The organism is Planobispora longispora (assembly GCF_016863135.1).
Taxonomy (GTDB): domain Bacteria; phylum Actinomycetota; class Actinomycetes; order Streptosporangiales; family Streptosporangiaceae; genus Planobispora; species Planobispora longispora.
Genome location: NZ_BOOH01000033.1, coordinates 148,868 through 170,427 on the forward strand (window position 1 = coordinate 148,868; position 21,560 = coordinate 170,427).

Genomic DNA, 21,560 nt, shown 5'->3' on the forward strand with positions numbered 1-21,560 from the left:
ATCTTCCCGTAAAAGTGACATTTCTTCTCGGTGATGCCATCGGCCCGGTCCCGGCGTCAAGAACTCGTGAGGATGACGAGTCGCTGGGTCGCCCGGGTCATCGCGACATAGCGGTCGACCGCTCCCTCGATGCCCTCGCCGAACGCCTCCGGGTCGACGAGGACGACCAGGTCGAACTCGAGCCCCTTCGTCAGCTCCGGGGCCAGCGACCGGACGCGCGGCCTCTCCTGGAACGCGGGATCGCCGATGACGCAGGCGATTCCGTCGGCATGGGCGGCCAGCCAGGAGCCGAGGACCGTCTCCAGCTCCGAGACGGATCCGCGGACGACGGGAAGGCCGCTGCCGCGGATGGAGGTCGGCACGTTGGCGTCCGGGAGCGCGGCCCGGATGACCGGCTCGGCCTCCGCCATGATCTCCGCCGGGGTCCGGTAGTTGACGCTGAGCGGGGACAGGGTGATCCGGTCGAGCCCGACCCGCTCGAGCCGTTCCCGCCAGGACTCCGTGAACCCGTGCCTGGCCTGGGCCCGGTCCCCGACGATGGTGAAACTCCGCGACGGGCACCGCAGCAGCAGCATCTGCCACTCCGCGTCGGTCAGCTCCTGGGCCTCGTCCACGACGACGTGCGCGAACGGCCCGGCCAGCAGGTCCGGGTCGGGGGCGGGCAGCTCGGACTCGTCGACCAGATTCCGCTGGAGGTCCGCCCGGCGCAGCTGTGTCACGAGCCCTTCGCCGTCGTCGTCGGCCTCGATCAGGTTGTCGACGACCTGGGCCATGCGCTCGCGCTGGGCGGCGAGAGCGGCTTCCTGCCGGCGCCTGCGCCGTGACGCCTCCGGGTCGCCGAGCCGCTGCCGCGCCGCGTCCAGCAGCGGCAGGTCGGACACCGTCCAGGCCTGGGCCTCCTCGCGCTGCAGCTTCCGCACCTCGTCGGGGCTGAGCCAGGGGGCGCACATCCGCAGGTAGGCGGGGACCGTCCACAGGTCCCCGACGAGGTCGGCCGCCTCGATCAGCGGCCAGGCCCGGTTGAAGACGGTGACCAGCTCCCTGTCCCGCAGCAGCGACTTGCGGAGCAGCTCCGCCGGGACGTCGCCCTCGTGCTTGTCGGCCACGATCGTGACCAGTTCCTCCCAGATCCGGTCGCGCGCCTCGTTGTGCGGGGTTCCGGGATCCGGCGCGTCGAACGCCTCGGCCCAGTCGTCGGCGCTCAGCCAGATGTCCTCCCACTGGGTCGTCACCGTCATCCCCTTGGCGGGCGGGTTCTCGTAGAACCTGACGGCCGGCTCGATCGCCTTCACCAGGTCCGCGGACGACTTCAGGCGAGCCGCCTCCGGGTCGGTCTCGATCGCCGCCGCGGCTCCCTCCGCGACGAGGTCCCGCAGGGTGCACGTCTGCACGCCCTCCTCTCCGAGGCTGGGCAGGACGTCGGCGACGTAGGCCAGGTAGGGCTGGTGCGGACCGACGAACAGCACGCCGCCCCGGTGGTGGCCGAGGCGGGGATCGGAGTAGAGCAGGTAGGCGGAGCGGTGCAGGGCGACGACGGTCTTCCCCGTGCCGGGACCGCCGTCGACGACGAGCGCCCCGTGGGATCCCGCGCGGATGATGGCGTCCTGGTCGGCCTGGATGGTGCCCAGCACGTCTCGCATCCGGCTCGACCGGCTGCCGCCCAGGCTGGCGATGAAGGCGGACTGGTCGTCGAGCGCGGCGTGCCCTTCCAGCCCGTCCGGGGTGAACACCTCGTCCCAGTAGTCGCTGATCCGCCCGCGGGTCCAGCGGTACCTGCGGCGGCTCGCCAGGCCCATCGGGTTGGCGTGGGTGGCGCCGAAGAACGGCTCGGCCGCCGGGGAGCGCCAGTCGAGCAGCAGCCGGCGGCCCGCGCTGTCGGTGAGGCCGAGCCGTCCGACGTACACGGGCCCGGAGTCGTCCGCGCCGACCATGCGTCCCAGGCACAGGTCCAGGCCGAAGCGGCGCAGGGCGCGCAGGCGGGCGCTCAGCCGGTGGATCTCCAGGTCCCGGTCCAGCGCCTGCCGGCCCTGGCCGCCGGGCGCCATGCGCTCGGCGTCGAGGCGGCGGGACAGCTCGGCGATCGACTGCTCGAGGGATTCGGCGACGGCCGCGAAGTGCTTCTCATCATCGGAGATCAGCGCCGGGTCGGCCTTGGGAGCGAGGTGGGCGGGAAGGTCGAACGCACCGGTGGTCTGGGTTCTCATGTCATCAGCTCCGATCTGAGGCCGCGTACGGCCGTTCCCCCGTTTCCGCAGGCTGTTGAGCCCCGGCCGACGATTGTGCGGCATGCCCCGGGTCTTGCCGCAAGCCCCCCGGTGCGCTATAGCTTGAGAGTGGAAGGGAGCGGTCGTCTCCCTTCTCCCCTCATCGCCCGCCGTGCGGACGCCCCCTCGCGGCCCGCCGGCGCCGCCTCGAACGCGCGCGGCCTCGATCGTTCAGGTGCTCCCGGGGGAACTTCTCTCAGGGATCTCGGAGGGCTTCTCTTAGGGGAGGGTTAGCGCGGCCCTATCCCGGCCCGCGCGAGCCTTGAGCCATGACGAAGACCCACATGATCTCCAAGATCGCACTCGCCGCGGCCGGAACCGTCGCCCTGCTGTCCGCCGGGAGCGGCGTGGCCCTCGCCGGGAGCGGGAGTCACCCCGCCGCCGCCTCCGCCCCGATCGCGGCGGCCGTCCCCGCCGCCGCCTCGGCTCCCGCCACGGGCATCTCGTGCGCGAAGGCCGTGAAGATCGCCAAGAAGCGGGTCCCGCGCGCCCGGGTCACCGAGGTCGAGCGGGAATGGGAGCACGGCCACCGCGTCTGCAAGGTGGAGCTGGTCCGGGGGAACTGGGAGTACGACGTCTACGTCTCCCTGCGGACCGGAAAGATCATCAAGTTCAAGAAGAAGTACGACGACTGATCTCCCGACCGCACGACCGCACGACCGCACGACCTCCTGATCTCCCGGCCGGCCCCGGCCCTCCGGCGATCCCGGGGCCGGCCGGGCGCCGCCGGCCTCAGCAGGACTTCAGCACCCGTTCCATCGCGGCCTTCTCCCCCGAGGTCACCCAGAGCTCGTACTTGAGCTTCACCGAGATCTGCCGGGAGACGTAGGGACAGCGGTAGGCGCGGCGCGGCGGCAGCCAGGTCGCCGCGTCCGCGTCGCCCTTCTGGTTGTTCAGCGGACCGTCCACGGCCAGCAGGTTCAGCGGGTCGTTGGCCAGTTCTCTGCGTTCGGCCGCGCTGAGCTGCTGGGCGCCCTTCTGCCAGGCGTCGGAGAGCGCGACCACGTGGTCGATCTGCACCTCCATGCTGCTCCGCTCGCCCCGCGTGAACTCGATGGTCTTGCCGCCGTACGGATCCTCCAGGACACCCGTGAGCACGACGCAGTCCTGGGTGCCCTTCTTGAACGTCTCGTCCTTCAGATCCCGCTTGAGGATGTCGTTGCGGGTGTCGCACCCGTTGTGGTCGACGTCCGCCCACGAGGGCCCGAATTCGTCCCGGTCGAAGCCCGTCTTCGGAGCACGGCCCTTGACCGGGAGCTTCTCCAGATCCTTGAGCGCCTCGGAGGCGGATTTGCCGCCCCCGTCCTTGCCGTTCCCCTCCCGGGAGGGGCCGCTCAGGGCCTCCCCGTCGAGACCGCACCCCGCCGACGCCCCGGCCAGCGCGAGCGCGACCACCGCGACGGCCGCGCGTCGCCCCCGTCTCACCTGCACTTTTCCATCGACTCTCACATGATTTGGCTACCCGGAAACGGGAAATTTACCCGAACAATCAGTCCCAGTCGTAAAAGCCCCGTCCGGTCTCCCGTCCCGGCCCGTCCGGCCTCCCGTCCCAGCTCGCCGCGGCGGATCGGGCCCGCCCGCCTCCCGCCGACCACCGCGACGTTCACAGCCCCTCCAGGGCGTCCAGCAGCCACTCGGCGAGGTACCCGGCGAGGGAGGAGCACACGAGGATCAGGTAGGCGTCCGGCTCGATCCGGTGCAGGACGACCGGGACGCGGGCCAGCAGGGTCCGGGTGTGCGCGCCGACGGTGAACACCGCCGGATGCAGGTCGATCCGGCAACCGGTCATGAGCACGTCCCCGGCCCGCGGCCCGGACAACCTGACGACGGCCCGCTGACCCGAGACGTCCACACCCGGCGGCCCGCCCGCGACCAGCCGCCCGCCCACGACCAGCCACCAGTCGGGCCCGAGCCGCAACCCCTTCCGTCCCCGCTCCTCCACCGGCGCTTCCCCCCGGGCCTCCCGCATCGGCACGAGCGGGACCTCGCGGATCATCGCCCCGCAAGAGCCCGCCGCGGCGAACCGGCCGCCGAACCCCGCCAGCGCGCTCCTCGCGCCGTACCCCCTGACGGGTTCCAGCCGGACGTCCGGAGGGTCGCCGTCACGGCGGGCGTTCTGCGGATCGTGGAAGACCGGGTCGGTCACGGTCACCGGCACCTCGCAGCCCCGACGGGCGTCGAAGGCGAAGAGCCGGTCGCCCGCCCGGACGTCGCGGATCATGGCCAGCGCGACTCCGGGATAGGCGGAGGTGACGTGGCCGAGCATCCGCCTCCCTCCGGGGGACGCGACGAGCTGGGCGCCCTCGGTGAGGACCTCGCGGGGATCGTCGGGGACGAGGCCGACCAGGCGCTTGCGACCGGGACGGGCGGTGTCGGGGCGGCTGTGGGAACGTCTGCCGACGAAGTCCGGCTTGCGCGCGGAGACGATCCACGACATCCCCAGATCCTGCGGGGTCACGGTCCCGTCGGTCTCCTGCCCGACGATCGCGAAGCCCTTCTCGGCCCGGAGCACGTGCATGGTCTCGGTCCCGTACGGCACCGCCCCCCGCTCCAGCGCGGCCTCCCACAGCGCCGCGCCGAACCACCGGGGCACGTTGATCTCGTAGGCCAGCTCACCGGAGAAACTGATCCGGAAAACCCTCCCGAATCGGCTCTCCCGGCAGGTCATGAACGGGAAGTCGGCGAAGTCGACATCGGTGACCAGCGCCTCGGCGACGGGCCTGGCCCGCGGGCCGACCACCGCGACGACCGCCCAGTGGTCGGTGACGGAGGTGAACGAGACGTCCAGGTCCGGCCACTCGGTCTGCCGCCACTCCTCCAGCCGGTCGAGCACGGCGGCGGCGTTCCCGGTCGTCGTGGTCACCAGATAGCGGTCCTCCGCCAGCCGGGTGATCACCCCGTCGTCGAGGACCATGCCGTCGGCCCCGCACATCACGCTGTACCGGCAGGAGCCGACCGGCAGCGTGGAGAGCGTGTTCGGGTACATCCGGTCGAGGAACTCCCCCGCGTCCCTCCCTACGACCTCGATCTTCCCGAGGGTGGAGGCGTCGATCGCCGCCACCCCGGTCCGCGCGGCCCGGCGCTCCCGCTCGACCGCCTCCGCCATGGACTCGCCGTCCAGCGGGAAGTAGCGGGGGCGCTTCCACTGCCCGACGTCCTCGAAGACGGCGCCGCGGGCGACGTGCAGGTCGTGCATGGCCGTGACCCGGATCGGGTCCGACAGCGCCCCGCGGTCCCGTCCCGCGAGCACCCCGAAGGCCACCGGCGTGTACGGCGGGCGGAACGTGGTCGTCCCCACCTGCCCGGGCTCCACCCCGAGCAGCGCCGCCACCACTCCCACGGCCGTCGCCCCGGACGTCTTGCCCTGCTCCGCGCCGGTCCCGGCGGTGGTGTAGCGCTTGACGTGCTCCACCGAACGCAGGCCCGCCCCGGCGGCCCGCCCGAGGTCCGCCACCGTCACGTCCCGCTGGAGATCGACGAACGCCTCCGCGTCGCCCCCGGCGCCGGGACCGTGCGCGGCCTCCGCCGTGGAATCGGACGGGTCCGGGGCCGCAGGCGCGGTTCCCGCCGCACCGGCGGGTCGATCCGGTGACGGCCGCCGGGCGGGAACCGTCCACAGGGCCGCGGGAGGGCTCTGTGCGGGCTCGTCGCACTCGGGGACGCGGAAGACCTCCCGTTCCCGGACCCCGGCCAGCTCGGCGGCCTGGGATCCGGCGGCGAAGCCGTCGGCGACGGCGGCGGCCGTGCCGTACACGCCCCGGCACGCCCCCGCCGACCGCTCGGCCTGGGCGGACAGATGCGGGACGAACGCCTGCAGGGTCTCGTCGAACCGGAGCCGTCCCTGGGACTGGCTGAACAGCTGGACCGCCGGGTTCCAGCCGCCCGAGACGGCGAGCAGATCACAGGCGGCCGCCCGTTCTCCGGCCGCGCCGCCGATCACGGCTCCGGCGAGGGCTCCCTCCCTGTCCGCGAGCGTCCCCACGACCAGTGAGCCGTCCCGGCGGGGGTCCACGATCTCCACGATCTCGACTCCGGCGGCGGCCAGGTCGCGGGCGGCCTCGTGACCGGAGTCGGTGCAGGTGAACACCACCGCGCGGCGGCCGGGGAGCACGCCGTACCGGTTGGCGTAGGTCCGCGCGGCCGAGGCCAGCATGACGCCCGGGCGGTCGTTGCCGGGGAAGGCGACCGAGCGCTCGTGCGCCCCGGTGGCCAGCACCACCCGGCCCGCCCGGAAGTGCCACAACCGGCACCCGCCGCGCCGCTCCACGGCGACGACGTAGTTGTGGTCGTGGTAGCCGATGGCGGTGGTCCGGGACAGGACGCGGACCTCGGGAAGCGCGGCGAGGCGGGCCGCGACCGAGGAGACCCAGTCCGGCGCCGGTCCCCCGTCCAGGAGGACCCGGCTGCTCAGCAGGTCGCCGCCGGGTTCGGGCTGGTCGTCGAGGAGCACGACGCGGGCGCCCACCTCTCCGGCCGCCAGCGCCGCCGCCAGCCCGGCCGGGCCGCCGCCGACCACGAGCACGTCGCAGTGCAGGTACGCCTTGTCGTGCCGGGGCTCGCCCGGCGGCGCGCCCGCGCCGGGACGACCGGCCGCACCCGGCGACCTGTCCGTGCCGGGACGACCGGCCGCACCGGACGGCGCACCCGGCACGGGACGGGCGCCGCCGGGTGGGAGCGCCGGGCCGAGGCGGCCGCGGCCCCGCAGGCTCCACGCCTCCAGGCCGTCCCGCAACTCCACCGTCGTCGCCGGGACCATGGGCTCGTCCCCCACCCGGACCAGCGCGTTCGGCTCCTCCGCCCCGGCGGTGAAGACGCCGCGCGGCCGTCCGAGGTCCACGCTCCCGCCGACGATCCGGACACCGCAGGCCAGCAGCGCCGAGGCGAGCGTGTCGCCCGGATGCCCGGTCAGCTCGCGCCCGTCGAAGGTGAAGCGCAGCACGCGCGAGCGGTCGATCCGGCCCCCGCTGTCCCGTCTCATCCGAACTCCTCACGCCGTGGAGACCCCGGGTCCCGGCCGATCTCGTGGGTGACGGTGTGCCGCCGTACCGAGAACCAGGTCCGGCAGCCGTGGACGTGGAACCAGCGCTCGTGGAACCAGCCCCGCGGGTTGTCGCGCATGAACACGTATCCGGCCCATTCCTCGTCGCTCAGCGCCGCCGGGTCCTTCGGGTAGGCGATCCCGGCCTGCCCGCCGTACCGGAACTCGATCTCGTCGCGCGGGCCGCACCACGGGCACTCGATCAGCTGCACCGCTCCGCCACCGCCCTTCCCCTCCCGCCGTCCGGCCGTCCCGGCCGCATCAGTGCGCCACCGCCGCCGCTCCGTGCTCGTCGATGAGCGCCCCCGTGGTGAACCGTTCGAGACCGAACGGCTCGGCCAGCGGGTGCGGCCTGCCGGAGGCGATCGTGTCGGCGTAGACCCAGCCGGAGCCGGGCGTCGCCTTGAACCCGCCCGTCCCCCAGCCGGCGTTGACCAGCAGTCCGTCCACCGGGGTCGTCCCGATGATCGGGGAGGCGTCCGGGGAGACGTCCACGATCCCGGCCCAGGTGCGCACCACCCGCACCCGCTTGAAGATCGGGAACAGCTCCAGCGCGGCGGACATCTGCTCCTCGATGACGTGGAAGGACCCGCGCTGGCCGTAGGAGGTGTAGGGGTCGATGCCCGCGCCCATGACCAGCTCGCCCTTGTGCGCCTGGCTGACGTAGACGTGCACCGCGTTGGACATGACCACGCAGTTCAGCACCGGCTCCAGCAGCTCCGAGACCAGCGCCTGGAGGGGGTGCGACTGCAGCGGCAGCCGCAGGCCCGCCCTGGCGGCCAGCACGCTGGTGTGCCCGGCCGCGGCCAGCGCGACGGTCCCGGCCGCGATCCGTCCCAGCGAGGTCAGCACGGCCCGCACCCGGCCGCCCGTGATCTCGAACCCGGTGACCTCGCACCCCTGAATGAGATCGACTCCGAGCGCGTCGGCTCCCCGCGCGTATCCCCAGGCGACGTGGTCGTGCTTGGCGATGCCGCCGCGGCGCTGGAGGGTCGCGCCGAGCACCGGGTGGCGGGTGTGCCCGCCGACCTCGAGGATCGGGCAGAAGGCGCGCGCCTCGTCGGCGTCCAGCCACTCGGCGTCGACGCCGTTGAGCACGTTGGCGTTGACCCGCCGCCGCCCCTCGCGCACGTCGTGCAGGCTGTGGGCGAGGTTGAGCACCCCGCGCTGGCTGAACATCAGGTCGTAGTCCAGCTCGGCGGAGAGTCCCTCCCAGAGTTTCAGGGAGTGCTCGTAGATCGCGGCGCTCTCGTCCCACAGGTAGTTCGAGCGGATGACGGTGGTGTTGCGGGCCATGTTGCCGCCCGCCAGCCAGCCCTTCTCCAGGACGGCGACGTCCGTGATCCCGTGGTTCTCCGCCAGGTAGTAGGCGGTCGCCAGGCCGTGCCCGCCGCCTCCGACGATCACCACGTCGTAGGAGGGGCGGGGGTCCGGGTTCCGCCAGAGGAAGTCGGGGTGGGCCCGCGCGCTCACCGGGGGACCCGCCGTTCGCTCCGATCCATGACCGTCCTGTCGCTCGTCCGCTCGTCCGCTCGTCCGCTCGTCCGCTCGTCCGTCGTTCTTCCCGTCTACCGCTCGTCCCGGCTGCCCGTTCGTCCGCCCTACCGCTTGATCCGGGACATGGCCGGGTCGAAGAGCGGTTCGGCGGCCACCCGCGCGGGCACCCGTTCCCCGAAGTACTCCACCTCGACGGCGGTGCCCGGCGCCGCCGCGGCGGCCGGGAGCCAGGCGTAGGCGATCGCCCGGCCGAGGGTGTGCCCGTAGGCGGCGCTGGTCACGTAACCGGCCGCGCGCCCGTCGTGGAAGACCGGTTCCCCGCCCATGACGACCCGCTCGGTGAGCAGCGGCACCAGCCTGCGCGTCACCTCGCCGCCGCGGGCCCTGAGAGCTTCGAGGGCCTGCCTGCCGACGAAGTCGTCGCCGTCGTCACCGCTCTTGCCCATCCGTACGGCCCAGCCCAGCCCGGCCTCCTCCGGCCGGTGCTCCGGGGTCATGTCCACGCCCCAGAGCCGGTAGCCCTTCTCCAGCCGCAGGCTGTTGAAGGCGGCCCGGCCCCCGGCGGCGACGCCGTGCCGGCGGCCCGCCTCCCAGAGCAGGTCCCAGAGCCGCAGGCCGAGGTCGGCGGTGGTGTAGATCTCCCAGCCCAGCTCGCCGACGTACGAGAGCCGCATCATCGTCACCGGCACCTGGCCGACATAGCCCGATTTAACGGTGAAATAGCGGAAACCTTCGTTGGACAGGTCCAGATCGGTGAGCGGCTGCACCAGGTCCCGCGCCCGCGGTCCCCACACGCCGACGCAGCACGTCCCGGGGGTGACGTCCCGCACGCCCACCCCGTCCGGCGGGGCGTGCCGGCGCAGCCAGGCGAGGTCGAGGTTGCCGTTGGCGCCGACCTGGAAGCGCTCCTCGCCCAGCCGGGCCACGGTCAGGTCGGACCTGATCCCGCCCCCGGGGTCGAGCAGCAGCGTGTAGGTGACCGCGCCGGGCGGCTTGTCCACGGCGCCGGTGGTCATGCGCCGCAGGAAGGCCGCCGCTCCCGGCCCGGTGACCTCGATGCGCTTCAGCGGCGTCATGTCGTACAGCGCCACGCGCTGCCGGGTGGCCCACGCCTCGGCGGCGGCGATCGGCGACCAGTAGCGCGCGGCCCACTCGTCGCGCGCCGCCGCGCCGACGAACGCCTCGGCGTCGGGCGCGAGCCGTACCGGATCCTCCAGCAGCGCGGCGTTGGCCTCGAACCAGTGGGGCCGCTCCCAGCCGGCGGCCTCCAGGAAGAACGCGCCCAGTTCGCGCTGGCGCGGGTGGAACGGGCTGGTCCGCAGGGGCCGGGGCGAGTCCATCGGCTGGAGCGGGTGGACGACGTCGTAGACCTCGACGAAGTTCTGCCCGCCGCGCTCGGCGACGTAGGCGGGCGCGAGCTGGACCGGCTCGAACCGGCTCAGCTCGCACTCGTGCAGGTCGAAAGCGGAGTGGCCGTCCACCAGCCACTCCGCCAGCGCCCTGGCCACCCCGGCCGAGTGGGTCACCCAGACCGCCTCGGCGACCCAGAACCCGGCCAGCTCCGGAGCCTCTCCGATCAGCGGGAACCCGTCGGGGGTGAAGGAGAAGATCCCGTTGACGCCCTCCTCGGGCTTGGACCCGCCGAGCGCGGGCACCAGCTCGGCCGCGTCCCGCCAGGCGGGATCGTAGTCGCCGGGGGTGAACTCCTGGACCGACGGCATGGTCGTGGCGCGGAGCGGGATCTCCTCCTGCCGGACGGGCATCGGGCGGTGGGAGTAGGAGCCGACGCCGATCCGGTCGCCGTGCTGGCGGAAGTACAGGTCGCGGTCCTGGTGCCGCAGGATGGGCAGTACGGCCTCCGCCCCGCCCTCCCCTCCGGCCCCCGCCCCGCCGCGTTCCCCGTCGGAGGACCGCACGGCCCGGCGACCGGCGGCGAGCACGGGCAGCGGCCCGGACCGGGCGTACTGATGGGCCAGCGGCAGCAGCGGCACGGTCAGCCCGGCGAGCTCCCCGATCCGCGGCCCCCAGAACCCCGCCGCGCAGACCACGAGGTCGGCGGGCAGCGTCACCCGTTCCAGGACCTCACCGCCCGCCGGGGACCCCGTGACGGCCGGAACCCGGCCCGGCCCCCGCGACCCGGCCGCCGGGCCGCCCGTGAGCACCTCGGCGGTGACCCCGGTGACCCGTCCGCCGCGCTGATCCACCGCGACCACCCGGTGGCCCGCCAGGAAACGCGCGCCGCGCTCGATCGCCCGGCGGGCCTGGGCCTCGCCGCAGCGCACCGCGTCGGCCAGGCCGTCCGACGGGATGTGGAAGCCGCCGTGGACCAGGGAGGCGTCGAGCGGCGGCCAGAGCGCGGCGCAGCGGGCGGGATCGACCAGCTCGCTCTCGACGCCCCAGGATGCGGCCCAGCCGTGTCTTCGGTGCAGGTCGCGCCAGCGTTCGGGGGTGGTGGCGACCTCCAGGCCGCCGACCTGGGTGAAACACGGCTTTCCGTCGAGCGATAAATCGCGGTATTTCGCAACCGTGTAAACCGCGAAATCCGTCATCGTCTTCGACGGATTGGTCTGGAAGACCAGGCCCGGCGCGTGGGAGCTGGAGCCGCCCGCGGCGAAGAGCGGCCCCTGCTCCAGGACGGTGACGTCCGTCCAGCCCCGCACGGTGAGCTCGTCGGCGAGGGCGCAGCCCACGATGCCGGCTCCGATGATCACAACACGAGGCCGGCCCGCCATGCGCCCTCCGGGTGTTCCCTAATACGCAACAATCACCGGACTACGCAACGAACATAAGGCGCGGCGGAACGCCGAACAAGAGGAGAACCGTCGATCAGGCTCGGCCGTAGGAGTCTTCGAGGCGCTCGATGTCGTCCTCGTCGAAGTAGCCGAACGCTATCTCCAGGATCCTGGTGGCCGGGCCCGAGGAGCTGAGCCGGTGGGTCTGACCGGCGCGGATGAGAACCCGGTCACCGACCGCCGGCTCCGTCCGCACTCCGTCGATCTCGAAGACCGCGCCCGGGTCCAGGGCGACCCAGAGCTCGTCGCGGTGCTCGTGCCGCTGCAGACTGAGCCGCTGGCCGGGGGCGACGTCGATGATCTTCACGGTGGTCGGCTCGTTGAGGGTGAAACGCTCGAACCCACCCCACGGACGCTCGTCGCGCACCACGGCGCCGAGCCGGTCGACTTCCAGCAAGATGCCCTCCATCTGCTCCACAATGTAAGAGAAATTTTCGCATGCGCACATGACAGATGCGCATTATTCATGCAACTAGCCGATTAATTCATGTGATCGAAATTTGATTCACGTGACCAGAATCCCGCCGTCGACCGGGATCACCGCGCCGGTGACGTACGATCCCGCGTCGCTCGCCAGGAAGACGGCGGCCGCCACCAGCTCGGCCGGGTCCCCGGCGCGCTTCATCAGCACCCGGTTCTCCAGCTGCCAGGCCATGTATCCCTCGGCGTACTGTTCGGTCATCTCCGAGGCGAAGAAGCCCGGCTCCAGGCAGTTGACCCGGATGCCGCGCCGCGAGGTCCACTGCTGGGCCAGGTCGCGGGTGAGGCCGACGACCGCGGCCTTGGAGGCGCTGTAGGCGGCCTGCGGCAGGCCCGCCGTGGTCTCCCCCAGGATGCTGCCGATGTTGACGATCGAGGAGCCGGGGCGCATGACGCGCGCACACGCCTGGGCCATCCAGTAGGTGCCGTGCAGGTTGATGTCCACGACCTGCCGGAACTGCTCGGGCGTCTCCTTGAGCGCGGGCACCGCCGTGCCGACGCCGGCGTTGTTGATCAGGACGTCCACCGCGCCCAGCTCCGCGACCGCCGCCTCCACCAGGGCCTGGCAGTCCTCGGGCCGGGTCACGTCGGTGGCGAGCGCCACGCACCGGCGGCCGGTCTCCTCCACCAGCGCCCTGGTCTCCTCCAGGCGGTCCTTGCGACGGGCGCCGATCACGATGTCGGCTCCGGCCTCCGCCAGGCCGCGGGCGAAGGCGACGCCCAGCCCCGAGGAGGCGCCGGTGACGATGGCGACCTTGCCGTCCAGCCGGAATCGGTCCAGCATGCGAATCTCCTTCACCCGGGGAACACACCGAACGAGATTCTAGAGGCGGACGGCGCATGCCCTCGACGGCGCGCTCCCGCAGCGCACCCCCGGATCTCCGCCGTCGCGGTCGCGACGACGGAACGACCCGGGGAACGCCACGCCTCACGGCGGCCGCCCTCCTTGACGACCCGCTCGCCTCAGAAGCCGTACTTCCTTGACGGCATGCTCGCCTCAGAAGCCGTACTTCCTTGACGGCATGCTCGCGTCAGAGGCCGTACTCCTTGACGATGCGCTCGTGCCGCTCGACCTCGACGTCCACGGCCTTGGCCAGTTCGAGCCAGGCCAGCGGGTGCACCCAGCGCTCGGTGGCGTCGTCGAGCACCGCGTCCAGATCGACCGGGGTGGCGTCCGGCGGGATCGCGATCCAGCCGAACACGCCCGGCAGGGGCTCGCCCGTCGTCGGGTGGGTGACCTTGTAGTTCTCGTCGCTGTAGACCCACATCGGCCAGCCGCGCTCGGCCATGACCTCGTTGAACTCGGTCCAGTCGGCCTCGCTCGGCGCCGCGCCGTCGAAGAACCAGCTGGTGTAGCCGCCGGGACGGAGCACGCTGACCGCCGCGAACGGCGGGATGAAGCCCTCCTGCTCGGCGGGGTCCTCCGGGACGGGCTCCAGCAGCGCGGGGTCGAAGACGACCACGTCACCGGCGTTGTACTCCATGCCGGGCGGCTGCGGGATGGCCAGGCGGGCCGTGGCCGGGCCGGTGCGCAGGCTGAGGACCTGGCGCTGGCTGCCGTCGGGGGCGGGGAGGATGACGCGGATCAGGCCCATCTCCTCCTCGATCGGCCCCTCGGAGGACGAGAGCGGCATGCCGATCTTGGCGGCCCCGGCGCGGACGGTCTCCCAGTCCTCGGCGGCGGTCGCCATGGTGATCATCCGCCAGACGTCCTCACCCTCGATCTCCTCGGAGTCGAGGATCTCCTTCAGGATCGCGGCGCCCTTGGCGTTGTCGCCGGTCTGCTGGACGGTGCTGGCCCACAGGCGGCGCGCCTCCAGGCCCGCGCCCGCGGCGACGGCGGCCTCCGCCTCGGCCGCGGCCTGCTCCCAGCGCTCCCGCGCGCGGTGCAGGCGGGCCAGGGCCATGTGGCGCAGGGCGACGGGGAGCCGCTGGGCCATCTGCTCCAGGCGCTCGTCCTGGCGGGCCTCGATCAGCAGGCCGGTGAGGTAGGAGACGTCCTGCTCGTCGGCGGTCTCGACGGCGCCGGACTCGACCAGCATGTTCCAGTAGACGTCCGCGCCCCTGGCCGGGTAGCCGAGGAAGCCGATGGTGGTCGTGTGCCGGCGGGTGGCCTCGACGTCCTGCCCGGACAGCGGCTCCAGCCAGCCCACCCAGCGCTCGGGGTCGGCGTTGAACCCGTCGGCGGCGTCGAAGTAACCGACCAGCTCGTCCTGCGGACCGGGCGCCTCGGGGGCGGTCGTCGCGTCGGCGGCGGCGCGCAGGGCGGCGATCCGGCCGGCCACGTCGTCCGGGTTCTTCAGCTCCGCGGCGGTCGACTCGGCCAGGTCGGCCAGGGCGCGGGCCTGCCAGACACCCTGGCGGGCGACGGCGAGGTCGCCGGCGACGAGGGCGAGGTCGATGCGCGCGCGGTAGCCGCCCATCACGGCGAAGTAGTCGACCCACTGCTTGATGACGCGGCCGAGCTGCCAGCTGTTGGTGATCCGCTCCGAGCCCGCGAGCCCGCGCACGGCGTGCGCCCACTCCACCCAGACGCGGGGGTGGTCGCCGACCACGTCGAGGTCGGGCAGGGCCTCCACCGCCTCGTCCACGCGCTCCAGCGTGGCGAGCACGAACGCGCGGAGCACACCCTCGCGGTGCTGCTTGGCCACCGGGTCGTCGGGCTTGAAGCCGGCCGCGGCGTCGAGCGCGGTGAGCGCGTCCTCCGCGCGGCCGGCGGCCAGCAGCGCCCGGACGGAGGCCGCCCCCAGCTCCCAGCTCGCCTCGCGCCCGGCGGCGCCGAGCTCCGCCACGGCGGCCTCGGCGTGCGCGACGGCCTCGTCGGCGCGGCCGGCGTCGACCAGCGCGGCGACGTACTGCTCGGCGACGGCGGAGAAGGCCTGCGAAGCGGGCTCGACCCCCAGGGCCGCCAGGGCCTCGAGCCGCTCGGCCGCGTAGCCGGGGCCGTCCGTGTTGGCCTGGGCGATCGCCAGCGCGACGACGGCGCCCGGGGCGGAGGGGCAGTCACGCACGTCCTCGCGCCCGGCGAACTCCACCAGCGTCCGGGCGTCGTCGAGGGCGACCACGCCCTGAGCGCGGTTGCCGATGCGGCCGATCAGGTGCCAGTAGCGGGCGTAGAACTCCAGCCAGGGCAGCCCCAGGTTCTCCGCCTGCTGCGCGATGGCCGGGGCCAGCACGTCGAGCTGCGCGTAGCGGCCTTCCAACGCCTGGGCGGGAACGTCGCCGATCGCCATCGCCAGACCGGTGTTCCCGGCTTCGTGCAGTTGCCGCTGGGTCTCGCCGACCCAGGACCAGATGTCCACGTCCATGGGACGCCAGTCTGCCAGGTCGGGGAGGATGCCCAAAACGGCTCGCGCTCCCGGCCCCCGCCCGGCGGCACGCGGACCCGTCCCGGACGCCCCGCCTCCCCTTCCCGGCTCACGGGCCCGTCCCGGACGGCCCGCCCCGCCTTTCCCGCTCGCGGGCCCGCCGGACTATCCCGCCTGGCCGGCCAGTCCCGTCAGCTCCACCACCTCGGCGGCCTCTTTCTCGTCCAGGACGGAGAAGGCGGGCGCCATCAGCCGGTCGGTGAGCTCCTCGGCCCGCGCCCGGCGCTCGACCAGCTCCGGGCTCGGCGCCGGGTACGGCTCCGGCCACTCGAAGAAGCGCGCCACGGCCTCCCCCGCCGAAAGCCCGAGCGGGGTGCCGTCGTGCGCGGCCAGCAGCGTGGCCTCCAGCGGCGTCACGCCCTCGGCCAGGACGGCCACCGCGTGCAGGCCGCCGCGCAGCTCACGGACCAGGTGCATGAGCTGCGTGACCCGGGCGGGGGCGTCATCGGGCAGCGGCAGCCGCCGCCAGCCGGCGAAGAGCGGGGCGCCGAGCACGTCGGCGTTGTCCACCACCGGTTCCAGCAGCTCGGCCAGGCGCGACGCCCCGGCGAAGCCGCCGAGCCTGCGGCGGCCCCATTCGTGACAGGCCCCGGCGTAGAGCTCGACCGCCTCGTCGACCGGGAGCGACCGGCCGGCCTCCCAGTTCTCCCTGACGTGTTCGGCGGGGAAGAAAACTGTGGCCGCGAGGACCACGTCGGCGTCCACCTCGCCGAGCACCCCGCACCGGCCGCGGAAGTACATCGCCCGGGGGCTGAGGCCCGTCCGCTCGCACAGCCCCTTGACCTCTCGCGAGATCATGAACCCGCCGCCGAGCTTCCCGATCGTCCCCTTGACCGCCGCCGCCGTCGCCTGCGAATCCGTCATACCGATCCCCTCCTTCTCGGTCTACCAAAGGAACCCAGCTTCTCTCACCAGAACAACCTTCGGCAACCCGGAGTCCCCACCCTAAGGGCGAGAAGATCAGAGGCCGGTCTCGCCCGAGGCCACCAGGACCGCCGGACCCGCCAGGTAGCTGGTACGGCCGTCGAGGGTGACGGTGACGGTGCCGCCGAGCACCTCGACCTCCCAGGTCCCGGTCTCCTCCCCGGCGAAGCGGGCGGCGGCCACGGCCGAGGCGACCGAACCGGTGCCGCAGGACCGCGTCTCGCCCGAGCCCCGCTCGAAGACCCGCATCACGACCCGGCGCGGGCCCACCGGGTTGAGCAGCTCGACGTTCACCCCGTTCGGGAACGCCGCCGGGTCGAACCCGGGCTGCCGGGTCAGGTCGAGCCCGGCCACCGGGTCCTCGATGACGCACGCCAGGTGCGGGTTTCCCATGTCCACGCGGAGCCCGCCGTACTCCGCACCGGAGACGGTCGCGCGGCTCTCCCCCAGCACCCGGGGCATGCCCATGTCCACGGTCACGTCACCGGTCTCCGCCAGCCGCACCCGCTTGATCCCGCCCCGCGTCGCCACGCCGAACTCGCCGGCCGCGGCCAGCCCGGAGTCCACCAGGTAACGGGCGAAGACGCGCACCCCGTTGCCGCACATCTCGGCCACGCTGCCGTCGGCGTTGCGGTAGTCCATGAACCACTCCGCCTCGCCCGCCTGCTCCGCCGCCTCCGGGACGAGCTTGGTCCGCACCACCCGCAGCACGCCGTCCCCGCCGATCCCGGCCCTGCGGTCGCAGAGCGCCGCCACCCGCGTGCCGGGGAGCTCCAGCTCCCCTTCCGGATCGGGGAGGATGACGAAGTCGTTCTCGGTGCCGTGACCCTTGACGAAGCGCATGCCCTCAACTCTATTGACGGCGACGTCGCGCATCGCGGCCCGGGGGCCGGTAACCGGCGCCCGCGCCGCGCGCGTTCCCCCGCCGGTTCACCGGCGCCCCTCCGCGCGGTCGAGGACCTCGGCGAGAGCCCGGTCCAGGAGGTCCGGGGCCTGCTGGGGGAGCCAGATCACCCGGGGGTCGCGGCGGAACCACGACTCCTGGCGGCGGACGAACCTGCGGGTCGCCCGGATCGTCTCCTGCCTGGCCTGCTCCTCGGTCCATTCACCGGCCAGGAAGCGCATCACCTGGGCGTAGCCGAGCGCGCGGCCGGCCGTACGGCCCTCGGCCAGGCCCCGGCCCATCAGCTCCCGCACCTCGTCCACCAGCCCGGCCGCCCACATCCGCTCCACCCGGACCGCGACCCGCTCGTCCAGCACGTCCCTGGGCACCTCGACGCCCAGCTGCACGCTGTCGTAGACCGCGTCGTAGGACGGCATCGTGGCGGAGAACGGCCGCCCGGACAGCTCGATGACCTCCAGCGCGCGCACGATCCTGCGGCCGTTGCCCGGCAGGATCGACCGGGCCGCCTCCGGGTCCCGCTCGCGGAGCCGCTCGTACAGCGGGGCCGGGCCGACCCGCTCCAGCTCGGCCTCCAGCCGGGCCCGGATCTCCGGGTCGGTGCCGGGGAACTCCAGCCGGTCGAGCGCGGCCCGCACGTAGAGCCCGGACCCGCCGACCAGGACCGGCACGACCCCCCGGGCCGTCATGTCGTCCATGAGCGGCCGGACCAGCGCCTGGTACTCCGCCACGCTCGCGGTCGTGCGCACGTCCCAGACGTCCATCAGGTGGTGCGGGACCCCGCGCCGCTCCTCCATCGACAGCTTCGCCGTCCCGATGTCCATCCCCCGGTACAGCTGCATGGAGTCGGTGTTGATCACCTCTCCCCCCAGTCGGATGGCGAGGTCCACGGCCAGGTCGGACTTTCCGGCCGCGGTGGGGCCGACGACGGCGATGACGGGTAGCTGAGGCACGCAGACAAGTGTCCCAGCCGGGGAGGTCAGCTCCAGTCGAGCATGGGCTGCAGGTATCCCTCCAGGGTCAGCAGCCACCGCTTGGACTCGACGCCCTCGCCCCCGCTGAACCCGCCCAGGCCCCCGGCCGCCACCACCCGGTGACAGGGGACGATGACCGGGATCGGGTTGGCGCCCATGATCGACCCGATGGCCCGCGCGGGGATCCCGGTCCCGCTCCGGTCGGCGAGCTCGCCGTAGGTCACCGCCTGGCCGTAGGGGACCGTCTCGTACAGCGTGCCCAGCACCGCTCGCTGCACGGACGTCGTCAGCCGCCAGTCCACCGGGACGGTGAAGACCTTCAGCCGCTCGGCGTAGTAGTCCGCGAGCTCGCCCAGCACCGGGGCCGTCCGCCCCGGATCGTCCGCCTCGGTCAGCCCGAGCCCGTCCAGCAGCCGCCCGGCGAGCCACCGCCGGTCGCCCCAGCCGGTCCCGGCCACGCCCTCCTCGGTGACGGCGACGGTCATCTCCCCCAGGGGTGTCGCAAGGCTCCCGAACGCCACGGTTCCTACCATTGGCCCTGTGTCCCTTCGTGAGCTCGTCGTTCTCGGCACCTCCAGCGCGGTCCCTACCCGCCACCGTAATCACAATGGATATCTCCTGCTATGGGATGGTCAGGGCTTCCTGTTCGACCCGGGTGAGGGCACCCAGCGCCAGATGACCCGGGCGGGCGTCGGCTCCCACGACATCACCTGGATCTGCGTCACCCACTTCCACGGCGACCACTGCCTCGGCGTCCCCGGCATCGTCCAGCGCATCGCCAGGGACGGCGTCGCCCATCCCGTCCAGGCCGCCTATCCGGCGAGCGGCGAGACCTTCTGGCGCCGCCTGCGCCACGCCTCCGCCTTCGCCGACACCAAGGTGATCTCCGAACGCCCGGTCTCCGGCGAGGTCGCGACCTTCGACGCGGGCCCGGTGACCCTCACCGCCCGCCCGCTCTCCCATCCCGTCGAGGCGTACGGCTACCGCCTCGACGAGCCCGACGGCCGCCGGATGCTCCCCGAGCGGCTGCGGGAGCGCGGGATCCGGGGCCCGCTCGTCGGCGAGCTCCAGCGCGCCGGGACGGTGACGGCGCCGGACGGGTCCGCCGTGCGGCTGGAGGAGTGCAGCGAGCCCCGCCCCGGCCAGAGCGCGGCCTTCGTCATGGACACCCGGCTCTGCGACGGGGTGTTCGCGCTCGCCGAGGGCGTGGACCTGCTGGTGATCGAGTCCACGTTCCTGTCCGGGGAAGCGTCCCTGGCCACCGACTACGGGCACCTGACCGCCGCCCACGCGGGCCGGGTCGCGGCCGAGTCCGGGGCCCGCCGCCTGGTCCTGACCCACATCTCCGAGCGGTACGGCGTCGACGACGAGCCCCGGTTCGTGGAGGAGGCGGGGCACTTCTTCGACGGCGACATCGTCCTGGCCCAGGATCTGGCGCGCGTCCCCGTGCCCAGGCGCGCCTGACGCGGCCCGTCCCCGGGCGCGCCGTGCGGCCCCGGTCGTTCCGTACGTCCCCGGTCGTTCCCGCGGCTCGGGGACGGCGGCCCTCAGGCGCCTGTCAGCAGGGCCACGAAGTATCCCACCCCGTACGGGGCGTCGTCGTAGAGGATCTCGCCGCGGAACGGCCCCCCGGCCCCGGCCCCGGCTCCGGCTCCGGCGAGGACCGTCAGGGCCGCCCGGCCCGCGACCCAGAGCCCGGCCGCCTCCCCGGGGTCGAGCTCGGGAGCCCCGCCCCGGGCGAGCGCGCCGACGATCGCGGCGTTGTACGGCTCGGCGCGGGGGTCGAGGTAGCCCGGCGCCTTCTCGGTCAGGCAGGCGGAGCCGTCCGCCATGACGAGGAGCGCCGCCCGCGCGTCCCCGGCGGCCAGGTCCGCGCCCAGGGCCGCGCACTCCTCCGGGGAGGCGTCGAAGGGCACCGCGTGGAAGGCGGAGGCGGTCAGGCCGCCGGCCTCCAGGAGCCGGCGGCCGACGGTGAGGGAGAGCGGCAGGATGGGCTCGCCGGCGCCGGCGCGCGCGTCCACGCCCCACGGCGCGAGGGTGCCCGCCGCGGCCGGGCCGTAGCTCCCGGCCGTCTCCGCCCCGCCGACCACCACGACGGTCTCGGGCGCCGCCTCCGCCAGCCTTCCGACCGCGGCGGCGCAGGCCGCCCGGAGCTCGTCGAGCTCGGCCGCGGCGGCGCCGGCCAGCTCGGGGAACAGCAGCGGAGGATGCGGGCACACGGCCGCGGCGACGATCACGCCGCCAGACTAACGGAGCTCGCGGAGCCCACGGAGCCCACCGGAGCTCGGCTCACCTGCGGCGCGGCCCGGAACAGGGGTCCACCGCCCGCGTGCCGGACGGCGGGACCGGCGCACACCCGGCGACCAGCGGATGTCCGGGAGCCGGCGCAAGCCCGGGGACCGGCGTATGCCCGGGGACCGGCGTATGCCCGGGGACCGGCGTATGCCCGGCGACCGGTGCACGCCCAAGACCAGCGCACGCCCGGCGACCGGTGCACGCCCAAGACCAGCGCACGCCCGGGGACCGGTGCACGCCCGGGGACCGGTGCGCCCACGGGCCCTCGATCAGCCCGTGGGCCCCTGCGGGGCGACGAACCCCGCGGGGCCGTCGGCGGGCAGGCAGCAGTCCGGGGCGGCGGGCAGATCCTGCTTCTCGCCGCCCTTGCCGGAGTCGTTCTTGCCGGTGTCGGGCGTGGTCGAGTCGGAGCCCGATCCTGAGCCCTTCCTGTCCGACGTCCCGGTTCCGGAACCGGAGGTGTCGCCGTCGCCGGAGCCGCCGGACCGGTCGGCCGCGTCGGAGCCGCCGGACCGGTCGGCCGTGCCGGAGTCACCGGACCGGTCGGCGTCGACGGAGACGTTCGCGGGGTCGGACGGCTTGCCCTCGGGCTCGCCGGACTCCCCCTCCGCCGTCGCGGGGTTCTGCGGGGCCGCCTCCTGCCCGCTCGACGGCGGCTGCGGGGCCGGGGCGGCGTCGCCGTCCATGCCCTTCATGACGGCGAACACGGCGCCTCCGCCCACGAGGGCGGCGGCGACGACGGAGACGACGGCTATGGCCGGGCCGCCCTTCCGCCGGGATCCGGGTCCGCCCGCTGGACCGGTGAGGATCTCGCGTTCTCCGGGCTGCTCGGGGTGACCCGGAGGCGGGGGGACGTGCATGCGGAACAACTCCCTAGGTTTTCGACGGAAACCTCCGCGGCTTCCGAGGGTGCCGAACCACACTAGCCACAGAGGCGAAGTGCTTGCACGTCAATCACTAAGGGATCACGACTTGTCATACTTTCAAATACTGAAGAGAGCCTCGCGGACATATGTCCTGATCAGTG

At 73.6% G+C, this 21,560-nt stretch carries 17 protein-coding genes; 2 read left to right on the forward strand and 15 right to left on the reverse strand.

Annotated features, from left to right (window positions below):
* Positions 1-56: 56 nt before the first annotated feature.
* The gene (gene helR / locus Plo01_RS20060; protein WP_203892173.1) at positions 57-2,204 is read right to left on the reverse strand and encodes an RNA polymerase recycling motor ATPase HelR; all 2,148 of its coding nucleotides are present in this window, start codon (positions 2,202-2,204) and stop codon (positions 57-59) included.
* 329 nt (positions 2,205-2,533) lie between these two features.
* Between helR and Plo01_RS20065 the strand changes: the two genes are divergently transcribed.
* Positions 2,534-2,899, forward strand: a complete 366-nt coding sequence (locus Plo01_RS20065; RefSeq protein WP_239316689.1) for a PepSY domain-containing protein — start codon at positions 2,534-2,536, stop codon at positions 2,897-2,899.
* A 97-nt stretch (positions 2,900-2,996) separates the two neighbouring features.
* On the opposite strand, the gene Plo01_RS20070 is transcribed toward Plo01_RS20065, so the two are convergent.
* The 12 genes from Plo01_RS20070 to Plo01_RS20125 form a co-directional block, all read right to left on the reverse strand.
* Positions 2,997-3,689, reverse strand: coding sequence for an HNH endonuclease family protein (locus tag Plo01_RS20070; RefSeq protein ID WP_239316691.1), 693 nt, complete (start codon positions 3,687-3,689; stop codon positions 2,997-2,999).
* A gap of 178 nt (positions 3,690-3,867) precedes the next feature.
* Positions 3,868-7,242 carry a 2Fe-2S iron-sulfur cluster-binding protein gene (locus Plo01_RS20075; protein ID WP_203892174.1) on the reverse strand — a complete coding sequence of 1,125 codons (3,375 nt, stop codon included), beginning with the start codon at positions 7,240-7,242 and terminating at the stop codon, positions 3,868-3,870.
* Positions 7,239-7,514 (reverse strand): sarcosine oxidase subunit delta, encoded by a 276-nt coding sequence (locus Plo01_RS20080; RefSeq protein WP_203892175.1) that lies wholly within the window; start codon positions 7,512-7,514, stop codon positions 7,239-7,241. The genes Plo01_RS20075 and Plo01_RS20080 overlap by 4 nt, the downstream gene beginning before the upstream one ends.
* A 49-nt stretch (positions 7,515-7,563) precedes the next feature.
* Entirely contained in the window at positions 7,564-8,775 is a 1,212-nt protein-coding gene (locus tag Plo01_RS20085) for a sarcosine oxidase subunit beta family protein (protein ID WP_203892176.1), read from the reverse strand.
* Positions 8,776-8,903: 128 nt separating this feature from the next.
* The gene (locus Plo01_RS20090; protein WP_203892177.1) at positions 8,904-11,531 is read right to left on the reverse strand and encodes a GcvT family protein; all 2,628 of its coding nucleotides are present in this window, start codon (positions 11,529-11,531) and stop codon (positions 8,904-8,906) included.
* 94 nt (positions 11,532-11,625) lie between these two features.
* Entirely contained in the window at positions 11,626-12,000 is a 375-nt protein-coding gene (locus Plo01_RS20095) for a phosphomannose isomerase type II C-terminal cupin domain (protein ID WP_203892178.1), read from the reverse strand.
* A 96-nt stretch (positions 12,001-12,096) separates the two neighbouring features.
* Positions 12,097-12,855 carry an SDR family NAD(P)-dependent oxidoreductase gene (locus Plo01_RS20100; protein ID WP_203892179.1) on the reverse strand — a complete coding sequence of 253 codons (759 nt, stop codon included), beginning with the start codon at positions 12,853-12,855 and terminating at the stop codon, positions 12,097-12,099.
* A 247-nt stretch (positions 12,856-13,102) separates the two neighbouring features.
* Entirely contained in the window at positions 13,103-15,379 is a 2,277-nt protein-coding gene (locus tag Plo01_RS20105; RefSeq protein WP_203892180.1) for a tetratricopeptide repeat protein, read from the reverse strand.
* Between the two features lie 165 nt (positions 15,380-15,544).
* Complete coding sequence (locus tag Plo01_RS20110; RefSeq protein ID WP_239316693.1) at positions 15,545-16,303, reverse strand: SCO6745 family protein; 759 nt, start codon at positions 16,301-16,303, stop codon at positions 15,545-15,547.
* A gap of 96 nt (positions 16,304-16,399) precedes the next feature.
* A complete protein-coding gene (dapF, locus tag Plo01_RS20115; RefSeq protein ID WP_203892181.1) occupies positions 16,400-17,206 on the reverse strand; it encodes a diaminopimelate epimerase in 807 nt (268 codons plus the stop codon).
* 87 nt (positions 17,207-17,293) lie between these two features.
* Entirely contained in the window at positions 17,294-18,217 is a 924-nt protein-coding gene (miaA, locus tag Plo01_RS20120; RefSeq protein WP_203892182.1) for a tRNA (adenosine(37)-N6)-dimethylallyltransferase MiaA, read from the reverse strand.
* A 26-nt stretch (positions 18,218-18,243) separates the two neighbouring features.
* Entirely contained in the window at positions 18,244-18,759 is a 516-nt protein-coding gene (locus Plo01_RS20125; RefSeq protein WP_239316695.1) for a methylated-DNA--[protein]-cysteine S-methyltransferase, read from the reverse strand.
* Positions 18,760-18,778: 19 nt separating this feature from the next.
* On the opposite strand from Plo01_RS20125, the gene Plo01_RS20130 reads away from it, so the two are divergent.
* Positions 18,779-19,702, forward strand: coding sequence for a ribonuclease Z (locus Plo01_RS20130; RefSeq protein WP_203892184.1), 924 nt, complete (start codon positions 18,779-18,781; stop codon positions 19,700-19,702).
* A gap of 83 nt (positions 19,703-19,785) precedes the next feature.
* Here Plo01_RS20130 and Plo01_RS20135 read toward each other — a convergent pair whose 3' ends face one another.
* Entirely contained in the window at positions 19,786-20,475 is a 690-nt protein-coding gene (locus tag Plo01_RS20135) for a class III extradiol ring-cleavage dioxygenase family protein (RefSeq protein ID WP_203892185.1), read from the reverse strand.
* 327 nt (positions 20,476-20,802) lie between these two features.
* On the reverse strand, positions 20,803-21,393 hold the full coding sequence (locus tag Plo01_RS20140) for a hypothetical protein (protein WP_203892186.1): 591 nt from the start codon (positions 21,391-21,393) through the stop codon (positions 20,803-20,805).
* Positions 21,394-21,560 lie beyond the last annotated feature (167 nt).